Annotated in this window: 14 protein-coding genes and 1 tRNA gene; 5 read left to right on the top strand and 10 right to left on the bottom strand. The window is 69.7% G+C overall.

Translation table 11 applies throughout. The features are described 5' to 3' along the window. The first annotated feature begins 5 nt into the window (after nucleotides 1-5). On the top strand, nucleotides 6-917 hold the full coding sequence (ubiA, locus tag AC07U1_RS03325; protein WP_495178902.1) for a 4-hydroxybenzoate octaprenyltransferase: 912 nt from the start codon (nucleotides 6-8) through the stop codon (nucleotides 915-917). A gap of 157 nt (nucleotides 918-1,074) precedes the next feature. Here the strand turns inward: ubiA and smc are convergent, their stop codons facing one another. The 4 genes from smc to AC07U1_RS03305 all read right to left on the bottom strand — a co-directional run bounded on the left by smc (nucleotide 1,075) and on the right by AC07U1_RS03305 (nucleotide 6,887). Next, entirely contained in the window at nucleotides 1,075-4,518 is a 3,444-nt protein-coding gene (gene smc / locus AC07U1_RS03320; protein ID WP_495178903.1) for a chromosome segregation protein SMC, read from the bottom strand. A gap of 261 nt (nucleotides 4,519-4,779) precedes the next feature. Continuing rightward, nucleotides 4,780-5,511, bottom strand: coding sequence for a thioredoxin domain-containing protein (locus AC07U1_RS03315; protein WP_495197643.1), 732 nt, complete (start codon nucleotides 5,509-5,511; stop codon nucleotides 4,780-4,782). Nucleotides 5,512-5,550: 39 nt separating this feature from the next. Then, entirely contained in the window at nucleotides 5,551-6,276 is a 726-nt protein-coding gene (locus AC07U1_RS03310; RefSeq protein WP_495197642.1) for a thioredoxin domain-containing protein, read from the bottom strand. A gap of 38 nt (nucleotides 6,277-6,314) precedes the next feature. Then, a complete protein-coding gene (locus AC07U1_RS03305) occupies nucleotides 6,315-6,887 on the bottom strand; it encodes a DUF721 domain-containing protein (RefSeq protein ID WP_495178906.1) in 573 nt (190 codons plus the stop codon). Nucleotides 6,888-6,913: 26 nt separating this feature from the next. On the opposite strand from AC07U1_RS03305, the gene AC07U1_RS03300 reads away from it, so the two are divergent. Genes AC07U1_RS03300 through nudC form a run of 3 tightly spaced genes read left to right on the top strand, consistent with a single transcriptional unit; the run spans nucleotide 6,914 to nucleotide 10,094 of the window. Beyond that, on the top strand, nucleotides 6,914-7,942 hold the full coding sequence (locus AC07U1_RS03300) for an A/G-specific adenine glycosylase (protein WP_495178907.1): 1,029 nt from the start codon (nucleotides 6,914-6,916) through the stop codon (nucleotides 7,940-7,942). Beyond that, nucleotides 7,939-9,225: a serine hydrolase domain-containing protein gene (locus AC07U1_RS03295; RefSeq protein WP_495178908.1), complete on the top strand. Its 1,287-nt coding sequence runs from the start codon at nucleotides 7,939-7,941 to the stop codon at nucleotides 9,223-9,225. The genes AC07U1_RS03300 and AC07U1_RS03295 overlap by 4 nt, the downstream gene beginning before the upstream one ends. After that, a complete protein-coding gene (gene nudC, locus AC07U1_RS03290; protein ID WP_495178909.1) occupies nucleotides 9,225-10,094 on the top strand; it encodes an NAD(+) diphosphatase in 870 nt (289 codons plus the stop codon). The genes AC07U1_RS03295 and nudC overlap by 1 nt, the downstream gene beginning before the upstream one ends. A gap of 154 nt (nucleotides 10,095-10,248) precedes the next feature. Here nudC and AC07U1_RS03285 read toward each other — a convergent pair whose 3' ends face one another. The 3 genes from AC07U1_RS03285 to AC07U1_RS03275 form a co-directional block, all read right to left on the bottom strand. Next, nucleotides 10,249-10,665: a DUF2497 domain-containing protein gene (locus tag AC07U1_RS03285; protein ID WP_495197641.1), complete on the bottom strand. Its 417-nt coding sequence runs from the start codon at nucleotides 10,663-10,665 to the stop codon at nucleotides 10,249-10,251. A gap of 87 nt (nucleotides 10,666-10,752) precedes the next feature. Further along, nucleotides 10,753-12,234, bottom strand: coding sequence for a TolC family outer membrane protein (locus AC07U1_RS03280; protein ID WP_495178911.1), 1,482 nt, complete (start codon nucleotides 12,232-12,234; stop codon nucleotides 10,753-10,755). Between the two features lie 35 nt (nucleotides 12,235-12,269). Continuing rightward, nucleotides 12,270-12,938 carry a protein-L-isoaspartate O-methyltransferase family protein gene (locus tag AC07U1_RS03275; protein ID WP_495178912.1) on the bottom strand — a complete coding sequence of 223 codons (669 nt, stop codon included), beginning with the start codon at nucleotides 12,936-12,938 and terminating at the stop codon, nucleotides 12,270-12,272. Nucleotides 12,939-13,169: 231 nt separating this feature from the next. Between AC07U1_RS03275 and AC07U1_RS03270 the strand changes: the two genes are divergently transcribed. Beyond that, nucleotides 13,170-13,243: transfer RNA gene (locus AC07U1_RS03270), tRNA-Cys, on the top strand. Nucleotides 13,244-13,250: 7 nt separating this feature from the next. Here AC07U1_RS03270 and AC07U1_RS03265 read toward each other — a convergent pair. From AC07U1_RS03265 to AC07U1_RS03255, 3 genes are read right to left on the bottom strand one after another with little or no spacing between them, the layout of a single operon-like run. Further along, nucleotides 13,251-14,618 (bottom strand): ATP-binding protein, encoded by a 1,368-nt coding sequence (locus AC07U1_RS03265; RefSeq protein WP_495178913.1) that lies wholly within the window; start codon nucleotides 14,616-14,618, stop codon nucleotides 13,251-13,253. Beyond that, nucleotides 14,615-15,280 carry a response regulator transcription factor gene (locus tag AC07U1_RS03260; protein WP_056344680.1) on the bottom strand — a complete coding sequence of 222 codons (666 nt, stop codon included), beginning with the start codon at nucleotides 15,278-15,280 and terminating at the stop codon, nucleotides 14,615-14,617. The genes AC07U1_RS03265 and AC07U1_RS03260 overlap by 4 nt, the downstream gene beginning before the upstream one ends. After that, nucleotides 15,280-15,642: a PepSY domain-containing protein gene (locus tag AC07U1_RS03255; protein WP_156377589.1), complete on the bottom strand. Its 363-nt coding sequence runs from the start codon at nucleotides 15,640-15,642 to the stop codon at nucleotides 15,280-15,282. The genes AC07U1_RS03260 and AC07U1_RS03255 overlap by 1 nt, the downstream gene beginning before the upstream one ends. Nucleotides 15,643-15,770: the final 128 nt, after the last annotated feature.

Below are 15,770 nucleotides of genomic sequence, written 5' to 3'. Positions count from 1 at the left end.
CGCCGATGATCGCCGCCCCGCCTCCCGACAGCCAGCTTCGCGGTTTCGTCGCGTTGCTTCCCGCCGCCGCGCGGCCCTATGCGCTGCTCGCGCGGTTCGACCGGCCGATCGGCTGGTGGCTGCTCTATTGGCCGTGCACCTTCGGGCTGGCACTCGCGGGCGGCGCGGCGAGCGATTGGCCGTTGCTCCTGTGGCTGTTGCTCGGCGCGATCGTCATGCGCGGCGCGGGCTGCGTCTATAACGACATCGTCGACCGCGACCTCGACGCGCAGGTCGCACGCACCGCGTCGCGGCCGGTGGCGAGCGGGGCGGTGTCGGTGCGGGGCGCCTGGTTGTGGACGGTCTTTCTATCGCTCGTCGGGCTGTTGGTGCTGGTGCAATTGCCGCTGCGCGCGCAGCTGATCGCGCTGCTCAGCCTGGCGCTGGTGGCGGCCTATCCGTTCATGAAGCGCATCACCTGGTGGCCGCAGGCGTGGCTGGGGCTGGTGTTCAGCTGGGGCGCGCTCGTCGGCTGGGCGGCGGTGGGCGCGAATCCGCCGGGGCTGGCGCTGCCGCTGCTGTACGCGGGCTGTATCGCGTGGGTGATCGGTTATGACACCATCTATGCGCTGCAGGATATCGAGGACGACGCGCTGGTCGGGGTGAAGTCGAGCGCGCGCGCGATGGGGCGGCATGTGAAGGCCGGGGTCGCGCTCTGCTATGGTTTCGCGCTCGCCGGCTGGGCGGGGGCGCTGTGGAGCGTGCGGCCCGACCCGCTGGTGTTCGTCGCGCTGGTGCCCGCGGCGCTGCATCTGGTGGGGCAGGTGGTGACGCTCGACCCCGACAATGGCGCCGACGCGCTGGCGAAATTCCGTAGCAACCGCTTCGCCGGGCTGCTGGTGTTCGCGGCGATGCTGGTGGTGGGGAATGCGCCCTGATCTGATCCTCCCTGTGCCGCAGGCATGGGGAGGTGGCAGCGGCTTTAGCCGCTGACGGAGGGGCTGACGCCGTCAAAGGCTGGCGCGAGATCGCGGCCCCTCCACCACTCGCTTCGCGAGCGGTCCCCCTCCCCATGGCTTCGCCACAGGGAGGATTTCATTCCGCGGCGAGCAGTTCCTCGGCGCCGCCGAGATCGACCGAGACGAGGCGGCTGACGCCCTTTTCGACCATCGTCACGCCATAGAGCCGGTGCATGCGCGCCATCGTCACCGCATTGTGCGAGACGATCAGATAGCGGGTGTTGGTCTCGCGCGTCATGCGGTCGAGCAGGTCGCAGAAGCGTTCGATATTGGCGTCGTCGAGCGGCGCGTCGACCTCGTCGAGGACGCAGATCGGCGCCGGGTTGGTAAGGAACAGGCCGAAGATCAGTGCCACGGCGGTCAGCGCCTGTTCGCCGCCCGACAGCAGGGTCAGCGTACCGAGGCGCTTGCCGGGGGGCTGCGCCATGATTTCGAGCCCGGCTTCGAGCGGATCGTCCGAATCGACGAGTTCGAGATGCGCCTGGCCGCCGTTGAACAGGGTGGTGAAGAGGCGCTGGAAATGGCCGTTCACCGTCTCGAACGCCGCGAGCAGGCGGACACGGCCCTCGCGGTTGAGGTTGCCGATCGAGCCGCGCAGGCGGTTGACCGCCTGTTGCAGCTCCTCGATCTCGGCGGCGCTTTTTTCGCGTTCGGTGTCGAGCTCGAGCAGCTCGTCGGCGGCGACGAGGTTGACCGGGCCGAGGCGTTCGCGGTCGGCGATCAGCCGATCGTGCTGCGCCGATTCGGCGCTCGCCTCGCCGACGCCGGCGCTTTCGAAGCCGGCCTTTTGCGGCAGCAGCGGCGGCGGGCATTCGAAGCGTTCGCCCGACAGCCGGCCCATTTCGATGCGGCGCAGTTCGGCATTTTCGGAGCGCGCGACGGCGCCGGCGCGGGTCTCGCGCGCGCTGGCGAGGGTTTCGCGGATCAGGCCGAGCGCGGCCTCGGCCTCGCGCAGCGCGGCCTCGGCGGCGCGCTCCTGCGCCTCGGCGGCGGTCACCTGTTCGCGCAGGCTCGCCTGTTTCGCTTCGACCTCGGCGCGCTGTCCGGCGAGCTTTTCGGGAAGGTCGGTGAGCTTGGCGGCCTCGGCGGCGAGCGCCTCGGCGCGTTTGTCCATTTCGGTGACGCGGCGCGCGGCCTCGCCGGCGCGCGCCTTCCAGCTCTTGATCTCGGCAGCGACGACCGCCTGGCGTTCGCTCAAGGCCGCGAAGGCGCGGTCGTGCGCGGCCTGCGCGTCGCGCGCGGCGGCGGCGTCGGTCCGCGCGCGTTCGGCGGCGGCTTCCTGCGCGTCGAGCGCGGCGCGGGCGATGCGGTCGTCGGGCAAGGCGGCGAGCGCCGCTTCGCGGTCGGCGAGCTCTTTCGTGGCCTCGGCCGTGGCGGCGGCGAGTTCGGCGCGGCGGCGGTCGAACAGGCTGGCGGCGTCGCGGTGGCGGTCGAGCGCGGCCTGCGCCTGGTCGGCGGCGCGGAGCGCGGTGCGGCGGCGTTCGTCGGCTTCGGCGAGGGCGCGGCGCGCCGCCGACACGGCGGCGGTCGCCTCGGCGAGCGCCGCGGCGGCGGCGGCGCGACGGTCGCCGAGTTGCATGACGCCGAGTTCGACCTGCGGGCGCTGCGCCGCGAGGTCGGTGAGGCGGTTCTGGCGGACGAGGCGCTCGGTCGCGGTGGCGCCATCGCCGCGCGCGACGAAGCCGTCCCAGCGGCGCATGACGCCGTCACGCGTGACGAGGCGCTGGCCGACGGCGAGCGGCTGGCCGGTGTCGCTGTCGGCGACCGCGACCTGGGCGAGGCGGCGGAGCAAGGCGGCGGGGGCCTGGACGACGTCGGCGAGCGGGGTGGTGCCAGCGGGGAGGGCGGGGTCGTTCGCTTGCCTGTCGGCACCGCGCCAGCTGCGCTCGGCCTCGGCGTCGGTGCCGGCGTCGAGATCGTCGCCGAGCGCGGCGGCGAGCGCGGCTTCGTAGCCGGGGGTGACGCGGAGTTGGTCGAGCACCGGATTGGCGTCGGATTTCGCGGCGGCGAGCGCGCGGGCGAGGGTGGTCGCCTCGCCTTCGAGCGCGGCGAAGGCGGCGCGCGCTTCGGCGAGGCCCGATTCGATTTCGCCGAGGCTCGCGGCGGCGGCTTCGCGGTCGGCTTCGGCACCCTGCAGCGCCTGCTCGGCGGTGGCGATCGCGCCTTCGGCCTCGACGGCCGTATCGGCGGCCTCGACCTGACGTCGGGCGAGGTCGGCGCTGTCGCCGAGCGCCGCGACCTCGGCCTCGACGCGCCGGGTATCGGCGGCGATGCGCTGGACCGAAGTTTGCGCGGCGTCGCGTGCCGAGACCGCGATGCGGCGGTCGGCGGCTTCGCTGGCGGCCTGCGCGCGGGCCTGGGCGAGCGCGACCTCGGCGTCGCGGAGCAGCGCCTGCGCCTGCTGGCTGGCGTCGACGAGCGCGGCCTTGCCGGCTTCGTGGACGCTGAGTTGCTGCGCCAGCGCCTTGGTCTCGGCATCGAGATCGGTGAGCGCGCCATGAGCTTCGCGCGCCAGGCTGCTTTCATGGTTGCGGTCGTCGGCGATCCGCCGCTGCTGCGCGGCGAGGTCGTCGAGCCGCTGGCGGGCGGCGCGTTCTTCGCCCGCCAGCCGCACCTGGGTCGCGGTCGCGTCGGCCAGCGCGTCACGCTGCGCCTGCGCGGCGCTGCGCGCCTCGGCGACGCGGGTCGCGACCTCGGTCTGCGCGCGCGCGACGGTGTCGAGCTTTTGTTGCGCGTCGCGCACGGCGGCTTCGGCGGCATCGCAGTCGCGCTTCGCCTGATCGGCGGCGGCGGCGGCGTCGCGCCAGCGCGCATAGATCAGCCGCCCCTCGGCGACGCGGATCTGCTCGGTGAGCGCCTTGTAGCGCTCGGCGGCGCGCGCCTGACGGCGCAGCGCATTGGCGCGCACCTCCATGTCGGCGACGATTTCGGACAGGCGGGTGAGGTTGGTTTCGGTGGCGCGGAGCTTTTGTTCGGCGTCCTTGCGGCGCACGTGCAGCCCGGCGATGCCCGCCGCCTCTTCGAGCATGGCGCGGCGGTCGGTCGGCTTGGCCGAAATGACATTGGCGATCTTGCCCTGGCTGACCAGCGCCGGGCTGTGCGCGCCGGTGGCGGCATCGGCGAAGATCAGCGCGACGTCCTTGGCGCGCACGTCGCGGCCGTTGGCGCGGTAGGCGCTGCCCGCCCCGCGCTCGATGCGGCGGATGATCTCGAGCTCATGGCCTTCGCTGGCGTCGGACAGGCCGGCGACGATGTCGCCCTCGGTATCGCAGTGGATCGCGACCTCGGCGAAATCGCGCGGCGGGCGCTGCGACGTGCCGGCGAAGATGACATCCTCCATGCCGCCGCCGCGCATCGATTTGGGGCTGGATTCGCCCATCACCCAGCGGATCGCCTCGAGCAGGTTCGACTTGCCGCAGCCATTGGGGCCGACGACCCCGGTCAGCCCGGGTTCGATGCGCAATTCGGTGGGTTCGACGAAGCTTTTGAAACCGGTCAGGCGCAGGCGTTTTATCTGCACGGATGCAGTCCGTGCAGTCGGCCGAATCGCAGATGATGCAACCCAAGTGTCACATATCCCCCTTGGTGTCCGTCATGCCGCGCGGGCGGGGGAGTCGCAAGGGGGTTGGGGCGGGGACTCCTCCCTATCGCGACGCGATGGGGAGGTGGCAGCGCGAAGCGCTGACGGAGGGGCAACAACGCAGCGTTGCTGGCCCCTCCACCATTCGCTTCGCGAACGGTCCCCCTCCCCATGGCTTCGCCACAGGGAGGATTAAGTTGATCAGCGCGCGCCGAGCGTCTTCAGGCGGTCGCGCAGCACCGGCCAGGTGCCGACGCCTTCGGCGACCGCGCCGTTGATGAGGAAGGTCGGCGTGCCCGCGATATTATATTTCTCGTTGGCGGCGTTGACGCCCTTTTCGAGCGCTTCGATGTTGGCGATGTTGCCGAGGCAGCTGTTGATCTGGTCGGCGGTCATGCCGCGCGCCTGGAAGAACTGGTCGAGCTTGATCGCCTTGGCGAGCGCGGGGAAGCGCTGGTTCGGCGCCAGCTGCATCGCGGCCTGGAAGCCGGCTTCATTGGCCTGCGCATTGGCGAAGATTTCGGCCTGCGCGGCGAAGGTGTTTTCCATCAGCGGGAAATAGCGTTCGGCCGGGGCGCAGTGGATCACGGCGGCGGCGGTCGCGTCGATGCCGTCGCGGACATAGTTGCGCATTTCGAAGCTGACGCGGCCGGTGTCGACGAAGTCGCGCGACAGTTCCTCATGGCTTTCGTTCGAGAAATCGGCGCAGTGCGAACAGGTCAAAGAGCCATATTCGACGAGCTTGATCGGCGCGTCGGGGTTGCCCATCAGATAGCCGCCCTCGGGGGTCTTGACGACGGTCTGCGACCAGCTCTTGCCCGCGGGCGCCGCGACCTTGGCGATCGCCGCCTGTTCCTTGGCGGGATCGGTCTTGGTGTCGCCGCACGCGGCCAGGGCAAGCGCGGCCATCGAGGTCAGGAGCAAGGTACGCATCATGGTCTGTGTCTCTCCAAATCGGGGAATGCGGCGCTTTTAGGAAGGTTTGAGCGCAAGGTCGAGTTGCGATTTGATCGCCGGCCAGGTGGTGACTTCGGCATTGCGGCCGTTGATGTAGAAGGTGGGTGTGCCCGTGACGCGGTCGGCATTGCGGCCGATATTGGTCATGCCGGTGAGTTCGGCCTGTGCGACCCCGTCGTCGAGGCAGGCATTCTGCTGCGCCGCCGTATAGCCGCGTGCGGTCATGATCGCGGCGAGCCCGGTGTCGGCGGCGATCTTGCGCGCGCGCTCGCCGGTGGTGCCTTCGAACCAGCTCGTCTTCTGCTTGTCGGTCGCCTTGACGACCTTGCCGAGCCATGTCGGCTGGGCGGCGAAGATCGCCTGGTGATTGCCTGCGAACGCCTTGCTCCCGCCGCAGCGCGCGAGCAGCGCGGCGGTCATGTCGACAGGGTCGCGCACGAGGTTGCGATATTCGAAGAGGACGAGCCCCTTGTCGACATAGAGCGTCTTGAGCGGGACCGCCGACAGCTTGGCGAAATCGGCGCAATGGCTGCAGGTGTAGCTGAAATATTCGACCAGCTTCACCTTCGCATCGGGGTTGCCGACGAGATAGGCGCCGATCGAACTCGTCGTCACCGTCGCCGACCAGCGCGGACCGACGGGGGCCGCCTTGGCGGCGGGCTTCGCGGCGGGCTTGGCCGTTGAAATAGCGGGCTGGAGGGCGAAGGCGGCGATACCGAGCGCGGCCAGCGCAACGGGCATTTTCAGACGGGGGGCGAACATGGCGACCTGGTTCTTCCTCAACTGATGCGGGGGATTTTGGGCGCGGCGCCGAGCCCGGCGGCCATCCGTTCGAGGACGGTCCGAAGCTCGGGGTCGCCGATGTCGCGCAAACTGTCCCCCAGTTCGGCGGGTACCGGCTTGAGCATTGCCGGTTGCTGAACGGCGGGCGCCGGGGTGACCTGGCCGTGCGCCATGCGGACATGGGCGATCGCGGCATAGCCGAAGAAGCGGTTGACCGCGGCGATGAGGTCGGGGGCGACATGCTGGAGCATCGGGGCGTGGGCGCCGCTGATCGTCAGGTGGAGCGTGCCGCCGGCCTTTTGCCCGACGGGAAAGCGGATCATCGCGGGCTGTGTCACGTCGGCGAGCTTTTCGCCGACGATCTCGCGCCAGCGGCTGACCACCGAGCTTTGGATGAAGCCGAATTTGCGAAAGGCGGTGCGGCCGATTTCGGGGACGAGGTCGGCAATCGAGCGCGCCTCGCCGCCGCGCGGGCGTTCATAGGGGCGCGGCTTCGGCTTGGCGGGTTTTACCGCCTTCTTCGCCTTGGGCTTTGCGGCCGGGCCGTCGTCGCTCGCGTCTTTCGCCATCGGGAGCGCCATGCCATAGGCGGGGGGTGAGCGTCCAGACTTCAGACTTCGCGGCGCGCCTGCTCGGCTGGTACGACCGGTCGGCACGGGTGCTGCCCTGGCGGGTGCCGCCGGGCAGCGATGCGGTGCCCGATCCCTATCGCGTGTGGATGGCCGAGATCATGCTGCAGCAGACGACTGTCGCGGCGGTCGCGGCCTATTTCGAGCGCTTCACGAAGCGCTGGCCGACCGTCGCCGACCTCGCCGCGGCCGACGACGCCGACGTCATGGCGGCGTGGGCGGGGCTCGGCTATTATGCGCGGGCGCGCAATCTGCTCGCCTGCGCACGGGCGGTGGTGGCCGGGCATGGCGGCGTCTTTCCGGACAGCGAGGCGGGGCTGCGCGCGCTGCCCGGGGTCGGCGACTATACCGCGGCGGCGGTCGCGGCGATCGCGTTTGGCCGGCCGGCGGTGGTGGTCGATGCCAATATCGAACGGGTGATCGCGCGCCACCGGCTGATCGAGACGCTGCTTCCCGCCGCCAAGCGCGACATCAAGCGCGACCTGGCGCCGCTGGTGCCCGGCGATCGTCCGGGCGATTTCGCGCAGGCGCTGATGGACCTGGGCGCGACCATCTGCACCCCGCGCTCGCCGGCGTGCGCGATCTGTCCGGTGATGGACGATTGCCGCGCGCGCGGCCGCGCCGACATCGACCGGTTGCCGGTCAAGCCGCCGAAGAAGGCCAAGCCGTGGCGGCATGGCGTCGCCTGGTGGATCGAGCGCGACGGGCAGGTCTGGCTGGTCACGCGCCCCGACAAGGGCATGCTCGGCGGGATGCGCGCGCTGCCCGGCGGGGAGTGGAGCGATGCGCCACCGGGCGAGTCGGGACTGGTGTCGGTCGACCATGGCTTCACCCATTTCGACCTGACGCTGGTGCTGGTGCGCCGCGAAGTCTCGCCCGAATCGCACGGTGCCGCAGCGGAAGGCCTGTGGTGGCCGATCGCGGAGCTTGACGCGGCGGGGCTGCCGACGCTCTATCGCAAACTGACCGACAAGATGCTGGAGAGAGATGCATGAACATGATGGTTTCGCGCCGCGCGATGCTCGGCGGCCTCGCGCTTGGCGGCGGCGGCCTGCTGCTCCCCCATGCGGCGTGGGCGTGGAAGGAAGGCGGGGCGCAGCTCTATCCCGCGACGCACGAATTCATCAAGGGCTTCGTCGACCGCCGCGAACTCGCCGGCACCCTGGCCGCGATCGGCAAGGGGCAAGAGGACGCCGCCTTCTTCGGCGCCGGGGTGCAGTCGCTGAGCGATGGGGTGCCGGTCGGTCCCGACACCTTGTGGCGGCTCTATTCGATGACCAAGCCGGTCACCGGCATCGCCGCGATGCTGCTGATCGAGGACGGCAAGATGACGCTCGACCAGCCGATCGCCGACTTCCTGCCCGCTTTTGCGAAGATGCAGGTGCAGGATGTCCCCGACGGGTCGATCACCGCCGTGCATCCCGCCAGGACGATGATCACGGTGCGGCACCTGCTGACCCACACCGCGGGGCTCGGCTATAACATCATCCAGAAGGGGCCGATCAAAAAGGCCTATGACGACAATGGCATCGTCGGCGGGCAGGCGAGCAAGGTGGCGCTGCCGGGCTTCCCGCCGGTCACCCCGGCGCCCAGTCTTGCCGCGATGGCCGACCGGCTCGCGGCGCTGCCGCTCGTCTATGAGCCGGGGACGAAATGGAGCTATTCGATCGGGCTCGACCTGATGGGGCGGGTGATCGAGGTGGTGTCGGGCCAGAGCTTCGACGCCTTTTTGAAGGCGCGGCTGTTCGATCCGCTCGGCATGACGAGCACGGGGTTCATGGTCGCGGCGAAGGACGTCGGGCGCTTCACGAGCAATTATGCGGCGTTCGCCGGGGCGCTGATCCCCTTCGACCCGGCGACGAGTTCGATCTATCTCGACAAGCCGCCCTATCCGTTTGGCGGCGGGGGTCTTGTGTCGAGCGCGCGCGATTACGACCGTTTTCTCGCGATGCTGCTGGGGGAAGGCGAAACCGGTGGCAGAAGGGTGATGAAGGCCGAGACCGCGCGGCTCGCGATGTCGAACATGCTGAGCGACGCGGTCGACCGCAAAGGGACCTTCGTCGACGGGCAGGGCTTCGGCGCCGGCGGCCGCGTGTCGCTGCCGACCTCGCCGGGCGGCGAGGGGCTGTTCGGCTGGGCGGGCGCGGCGGGGACGATCGGCTTCGTCCACCGCAAGCTCGGCTATCGCGTCGGCGGCTATACGCAGATCATGCCGCCCGAAACCGTCTCGTTCCAGGCGAAGTTCGGCGAGACCGTGATCAAGGACGTCCTCGGCTGATGCCGCTGCCGCTGGGATTCACCGGGGCGCGGCTCGACCGTGCCGACCAGGTTCGCACCGACGCCGCCGCCTTCGCGGCGGTCGCCGCCGATCCGCGCGCGCGGTGCCTCGTGCTCGACGGGATCGATTTCGTGCCCGGCGAGGGCGGGGGGCTGCTGTGGGAGGCCTTCGATCCCGCCGACGATCGCGCGCCGATGCTGCTGGGGATCGACGAGGCAGGGGTGCCGCATTTCGTCCGCGAACCCGCGCCAAGCCAGCGGATCGATGCGCGCTCGCGCACCGTGATGCGGCTGCTGCCGCTGCTGTCGGGCGAGGAGGCGGCGCTCTATGGCGGCGCGCGCAGCCTGGTCGACTGGCACGCGCGGCACCGCTTCTGCGCGGTGTGCGGCAGCCCGAGCGCGTTGTTCCGCGGCGGCTGGGGCCGCCAGTGCGCGACGTGCAACGCCGAACATTTTCCGCGCGTCGACCCGGTGGTGATCATGCTCGCCGAATGCGAGGACCGGGTGCTCGTCGGGCGGCAGGGCGGCTTCCCGCCGGGTTTCTTTTCGGCGCTCGCGGGGTTCGTCGAGCCGGGCGAATCGCTCGAGGAAGCGGTGGCGCGCGAATTGTTCGAGGAAGCGGGGATCCGTGTGTCCGACGTCAGCTATGTGGCGAGCCAGCCCTGGCCCTTCCCCTCGTCGCTGATGATCGGCGCGCGCGCGGTGACGGACGATCCGGCGCTGACCCTCGACACGACCGAGATCGAGGCGGCGATGTGGGTCGACCGCGCCGAGGTGCGCGCGGCGCTGGCGGGCGACATGGGCGCGCCGTTCATGGCGCCGCCGCCGCTGGCGATCGCGAGATATCTGTTGGAGGATTGGGCGAAATAATCCTCCCCGTGCCGCAGGCATGGGGAGGTGGCAGCCTCGAAGAGGCTGACGGAGGGGCCGACGCCGTTAAAGGCTGGCGCGAGGCCGCGGCCCCTCCACCACCGCTTCGCGGCGGTCCCCCTCCCCATCGCTGCGCGACAGGGAGGATTAACGGTTAGAATTTCTTGCCGGTAATCCGGCTGATTTCCTTTGCCACCATCGCTTCGACGAGCGGCGGCAGGTTGGTGTCGAGCCAGTCCTTGAGCATCGGGCGCAGCGCGTCGAGGACGACATCTTCCATCGTGCGGGCGGTCGCGGCGGGGGCGGACACCGCGGCGGCGATCGCCGGGGTCACCGCGGCGGTCAGCGCTTCGAGCGACTGGCGCGCGGCGTCGGCGCTGGCGGCGGAGACCAGCTCTTCTTCGCCGGCGACGGGGGCTGCACCCTCGGCCTCATCCTCTTCGTCGTGAAGTTCGAGCACATCCTCGGGCGCCGGGGCGCGGACTTCACGCACCGCACCGGGGGCTTCGTCGCGCGCGATGACGCGCCGAATCGACGATAGTATGTCCTCCATCGACGGTTCACGCGACATGTCGCCCATTATGGCCCCCTGCGGCATCGACCGAAAGCCGGGCGATTAACCATGTTCATACCGGTGCCGGGCGATGCTTGCCAAGTCTTATTGTGGCGTCAGCGGATCGCCGGCGGGCACATTGGAGCTGGCGGCGGGCACGGCGCGGGTGTCGGTCGCGACCTGTTGCGGCTTGGGATCGTCGTCCCAGTCGAAGACCTTGCCCTTCACCCGTTCGTAATTGACCGCGGGATCGTAGAGCGCGCCGCCCTCGATCCCGAGGTCGCGGGCCTCGGCCTTGCCCATCGCGGCGAGCAGCGAGAAGGCGGCGACATAGGAGTTGCGGCGCGCCGAAACGAGCTGGACTTGGGTGTTCAGATATTCCTGTTCGGCGTTCAATATGTCGAGGATCGAGCGGGTGCCGACGCTGTTTTCGGCGCGCACGCCCTCGAGCGACAGGCCGTTGGCGTTCACCGCCTGCTGGGTCGCGGCGATGATCCGTTCGTTCGCCTGCCAGGCGGCATAGGCGCCGCGCGTCTGGGCGATGACGCCGCGTTCGGTGCCGATGTAATTTTCGATCGCCTGGCTGCTGCGCGACTGCGCCTGCCGCACCTGCGCCGCGGGGCGCCCGCCCTGGAAGATCGGAATGGTCAGTGACACCGCTGCCTGGGTGCTCGTCGTGACATTTTCCGACGTCGCGCTGGTCACCGAATTGAGGTTGTTGTTGTAACCGCCGCTGAGCGTCGTCGATAGTCGCGGCAGCCGCGTGGCCCGCGCCACGCTGATATCCGCGCGGCTGGCGTTGACGAGCTGGTTCGCGTACTCGAGATCGGGATTGTTGTTGAGCGCGATCGCCACGGCTTCCTCGGCGGTCGCCGGCAAATTGGGCAGCGCGGGCGGCAGTTCGAGGTCGACCGGGGCTTCGCCGACGAGGCGGATATAGGATTCGCGGCTGCCGATCAGCGTCGCTTCGGCGCTGCGCAAATCGCCCTCGGCAAGCGCGAGCCGCGCCTCCGACTGGGCGACGTCGGTGCGCGTCAGGTCGCCGATTTCGAAGCGGTCGCTGGTCGCCTGGAGGTTGGTGCGCAGCACCGCGACATTCTTCTGGTTGAGCTGGACGATCGCCTGGTCGCGCAGCACGTCCATATAGGCGCCGACGACCTGCGAGAAAATGTTCGCCTCGGTCCCGCGCAGTTCGGCCTGGCCGGCTTCGACGCGATATTTCGCGGCCTTCACCGCATTCTTGACCGCGCCGCCCTGATAGATGGGGACGGTCAGCTGGCCGCCGACGGTCAGCGTGCGCTTGGGCGAAAAGAAGGCGTTGCCCGGGAGGACGAGATTTTCCTGATAGTCGACGCCGGCGCCGACGCTGGGCAGGCCGTCGGCCTTGCGGATCTGGACATTTTCGTCGTTGGCGCGCTGGCCGGCGCGCGTGGAGGTCAGCGTCGGGTTGTTTTCATAAGCCTTGGCAAGCGCGCCCTGCAGCGTTTCGGCGTGCGCGGTGCTCGCGAGGGTGAGGGCGCCGACCGCGAGACCGGCGAGCCAGCGGCCGCGGCGTGCGAAGGAAATCGTCTTGCGGTCGTGCGTCATCGTTTCAGCCTGGAACGGAGGGGAGATGAAGGCGGTCAGAACCGGAACCCGGCGGGACGGGCGAAACCCGGCAGCGGTGCGACGTCCATGTCGGCGAAGGGGCGCAGCGCGAGCGTGCCGCCGGTCTTCACCCCCTGGACGAGGCGGGTGACCGCGCCGTCGCGGAGCGCCGCGACGAGCCGCCCGCCCTCGACGAGCTGGTCGGCGAGCGCCGGCGGCAGCGTCTCGATCGCGCCTTCGACGATGATGCGGTCGAACGGACCCTTGTCGGCGGCGCCGGCATGGAGCGGTCCGGCGATCCAGGTCGTCGCGTTGCCCGCGGGGGCCATGGCGGCGAGCCCGGCCTCTTCCTCGAGTGCGAAGACTTCGGCGCCGAGCTGCGCGAGGCAGGCGGCGGCATAGCCGGTCGCGGCGCCGACGAGCAGCACGCGCATGCCGGGGCGTATCGCCGCAGCGACGAGCATCCGGCCGGTGACCAGCGGCGCGTTGAGCGCGCGGCCGGCGCCGAGCGGGATCGCGCGGTCCATATAGGCGACGCTCGCCAGCGCCGGCGGCACATGATCTTCGCGCGCGACGGCGCCCATAGCGGCGACGATCGCCGGATCGATGACGTCGTTGGTGCGCAGCTGGCTGTCGATCATCGCCGCGCGCATCGCCGCGGCGGTGATTCCGTTCAAGTGCGCGTCTTCAAATTTGGTCGCCATCAGCGCTGTCCGATTCCTGGAAATGACCCGTGCTGCGGTCCGCTCTAGCCCAAGCCATGCTGTATTGCAATGCTAATACAGCATGAGCGCCCGCAGCGCCGCGCATAGCTGTCCCGGCCGCCGCCGCCAAGTCCCATCGGCGAATCCTTGACAAGCCGGCCAAAGCCCATCACTAGCGCGGTCCGTCCAACACCCGGCCCATTCGTCAGCGAGTGCGGCAATTTGGCATGAGGCCCGATGGCGGAGTGGTGACGCAGCGGACTGCAAATCCGCGCACGCCGGTTCGATTCCGGCTCGGGCCTCCAACCATATTCATCGAACCGGGCGATAGACCGCCTGATCCCGGTCTTCGGCCCAATCGAGCTCGGCAAGCAATCCACCCAGATCGGCGCGGCCCAGGCGCAAACGGCCCTCGGTCGCTTCGACGAGGTCGCGCACGATTGCGAGGCCCAGGCCATGACCAGCGCCCGCCTCGTCGATGCGGACACCGCGTTGCGTGGCGCGGAAGGCGGCATCTTCCGACAGGCCTTCGCCATCGTCGGCGACCGACAGGGTGACGGCGCCGGATTCGCGTTGCCCCGAAATGCGAACCTGCCGGCGCGCGTGCTGCGCCGCATTTTCGATCAGCGCACCGAGCATCTCGGCAAGATCGACCTGGTCGACCGGCAGGCGAAGCGCCGGGTCGACGTCGACGGTGAAGGCGACGCGCTCGCCATATTCGCCGCGTTCGACAACGGCGACAAGCCTTTCGACCACGTCATGCGGCGCACATTCGCCGCCGGTCACCCGCGCGGCGGCGGCGCGCGAGCGGGCGAGCTCCGCTTCGAGCGCCGCGCTGGCCGCCGCGACGGCTCGGTCGATTCCGTCGGCCGCGGCTTCGGCGCCGCCCTCGCGTGCGCGGCGGCTCTGCGCCGACACGACCGCGAGCGGCGTCTTCAGGCTATGGGCCAGATCTGCGGCCCGGCGGCGCGCGCGACCGAGGTCGGCCTCGCGGGCCTCCGCCATCGCGTTGATCGCCTCGGTCAGGGGCAGGATTTCGGCAGGATGCGCCTTGGACAACCGCGCGGCGGGGCTTTTACGGAGCCGATCGAGGTCGCGACGGAGCCGGTCCAGCGGGCGCAGGCCCAGAGTGACCTGCACAAAGGCCGCCGCCGACAGGACGAGCCAGAGCAGACCGAGCGACAGCGCGAGCTGTTTGTCGAACGCGCCGAGCGCGTCGCGCATCTCGCCGTCATTTGCGGCGACCCGGACCATGATGCCGATGTCGCCCCTGCCGGGGCGGACTGTGCGACTGACCATCGTCAACTGCGCGCCGAACGGGCCGGGCACGGTTGCGCTGGTCCAGCGGTCGGCCGCGGCGTCGGAGGCCGGAAGGCTCTGGTCCCATAGCGACGGCGACTGGTCGGTACCGCCGGGACCGCGCGCCTGCCAATAAAGGCCGCTCGCGATAGACTGGAAGGCCGGTTCGACCGGGGCCGGGGCGATGACCGGCTTGCCCGCGGCATTGACCGTCAGGCCGCCGATCACCTGTTCGGCCAGCGCCGTCAGTTCGGCCTCTTCGCGCCGCTCGACATGCTGGCGGAACATCCAGGATATGCCGCCCCATGCGAGTGCGAGCGCCGCGAAGATGGCGACCGTCGCGCCGAGCAACAGCCGCAGGCGGAGAGACGTCCGCTTCACCCGGCCTCGCCGGTCAGCAGATAGCCGAGTCCGCGCCGCGTTTCGACGATGCGGCTGCCGAGCTTGCGCCGCAGCCGGGTCACGATCGCCTCGACCGCATTGGTATCGCTGCCGTCGCTGGCGCCGTAGAGGTGCTCGGCGATTTCGCCCGCCGACACGATCCGGCTCTGTTGATGCGCGAGAAAATTGAGCAGCCGATATTCGAGCTGCGATAGCTGGGTCTGCCGTCCGCCGAGGGTCGCGGTCATCCGCGCCGTGTCGATCGACAGGTCGCCGATCGCCAGCACGGTGCTGGCATGCCCCGCCGCGCGGCGGACGAGCGCCCGGGCGCGGGCGACAAGTTCGCCGATCGCGAAGGGCTTGGCCATATAATCATCGGCGCCGGCCTCGATGCCTTCGACCTTTTCGGTCCATTCGCCGCGCGCGGTCAGGATCAGCACGGGCATCGTCCGCCCGCCGTCGCGCCAGCGCTTGAGCACGCTCAACCCGTCGAGGCGCGGCAGGCCGAGGTCGAGGACGGCGAGCGCGTAATTTTCGACATCGCCCTGGAACCAGGCGTCTTCGCCGTTTGTGCTGCGATCGACGACGAAGCCCGCGGCGCCGAGCGCACGCGCGACATCGTCGGCGAGGTCCGGATCATCCTCGACCAGCAGTGCCCGCATTATTTATCCTCGATCCGCAGGATGGCTCCCGTGCGGGCGTTGATCTCGACCTCGCGCACCCGGCCCGCCGGGGTCAGGATCTTGACCTCATATTCGATCCCCGTGCTTTCATAATCGAGCTCGACCTTGATGATGTCGCCCGGAACCTTGGCTTGCGCAATGGCGAGGATGCGGGGCAGCGGCAGAACTTCGCCGCGTTGCACCGCGGCGCGGATCGCCTCCTGCTCGGCGCGCTTGCGTTCGGCTTTGGCGGCGTCGCCCTTCTTCGACTTTTGAAACGCATGGGCGACCGTGGGAGCGATGCCGGCCGCAAGCGGGACGGCGGTCAATATGGCGAGCGCGAGGATGGCGGGAAATCGCATGTTGTGATCCTTATTCCAGATTGCGATCTTTTCTAGCGCCGATTGGCTGATGCGAAGCTGACGGCCATGCGGCATAGGGCTGACAGTCAGACGACAGTTGCGCGCGCTAATTTTCGCTGTTTGGAACG

Source organism: Sphingopyxis sp. GW821-FHT02C12 (assembly GCF_059421785.1).
The sequence above is the reverse complement of the archived record's forward strand: the minus strand, read 5'-3'. Positions and strand labels throughout refer to the sequence as shown.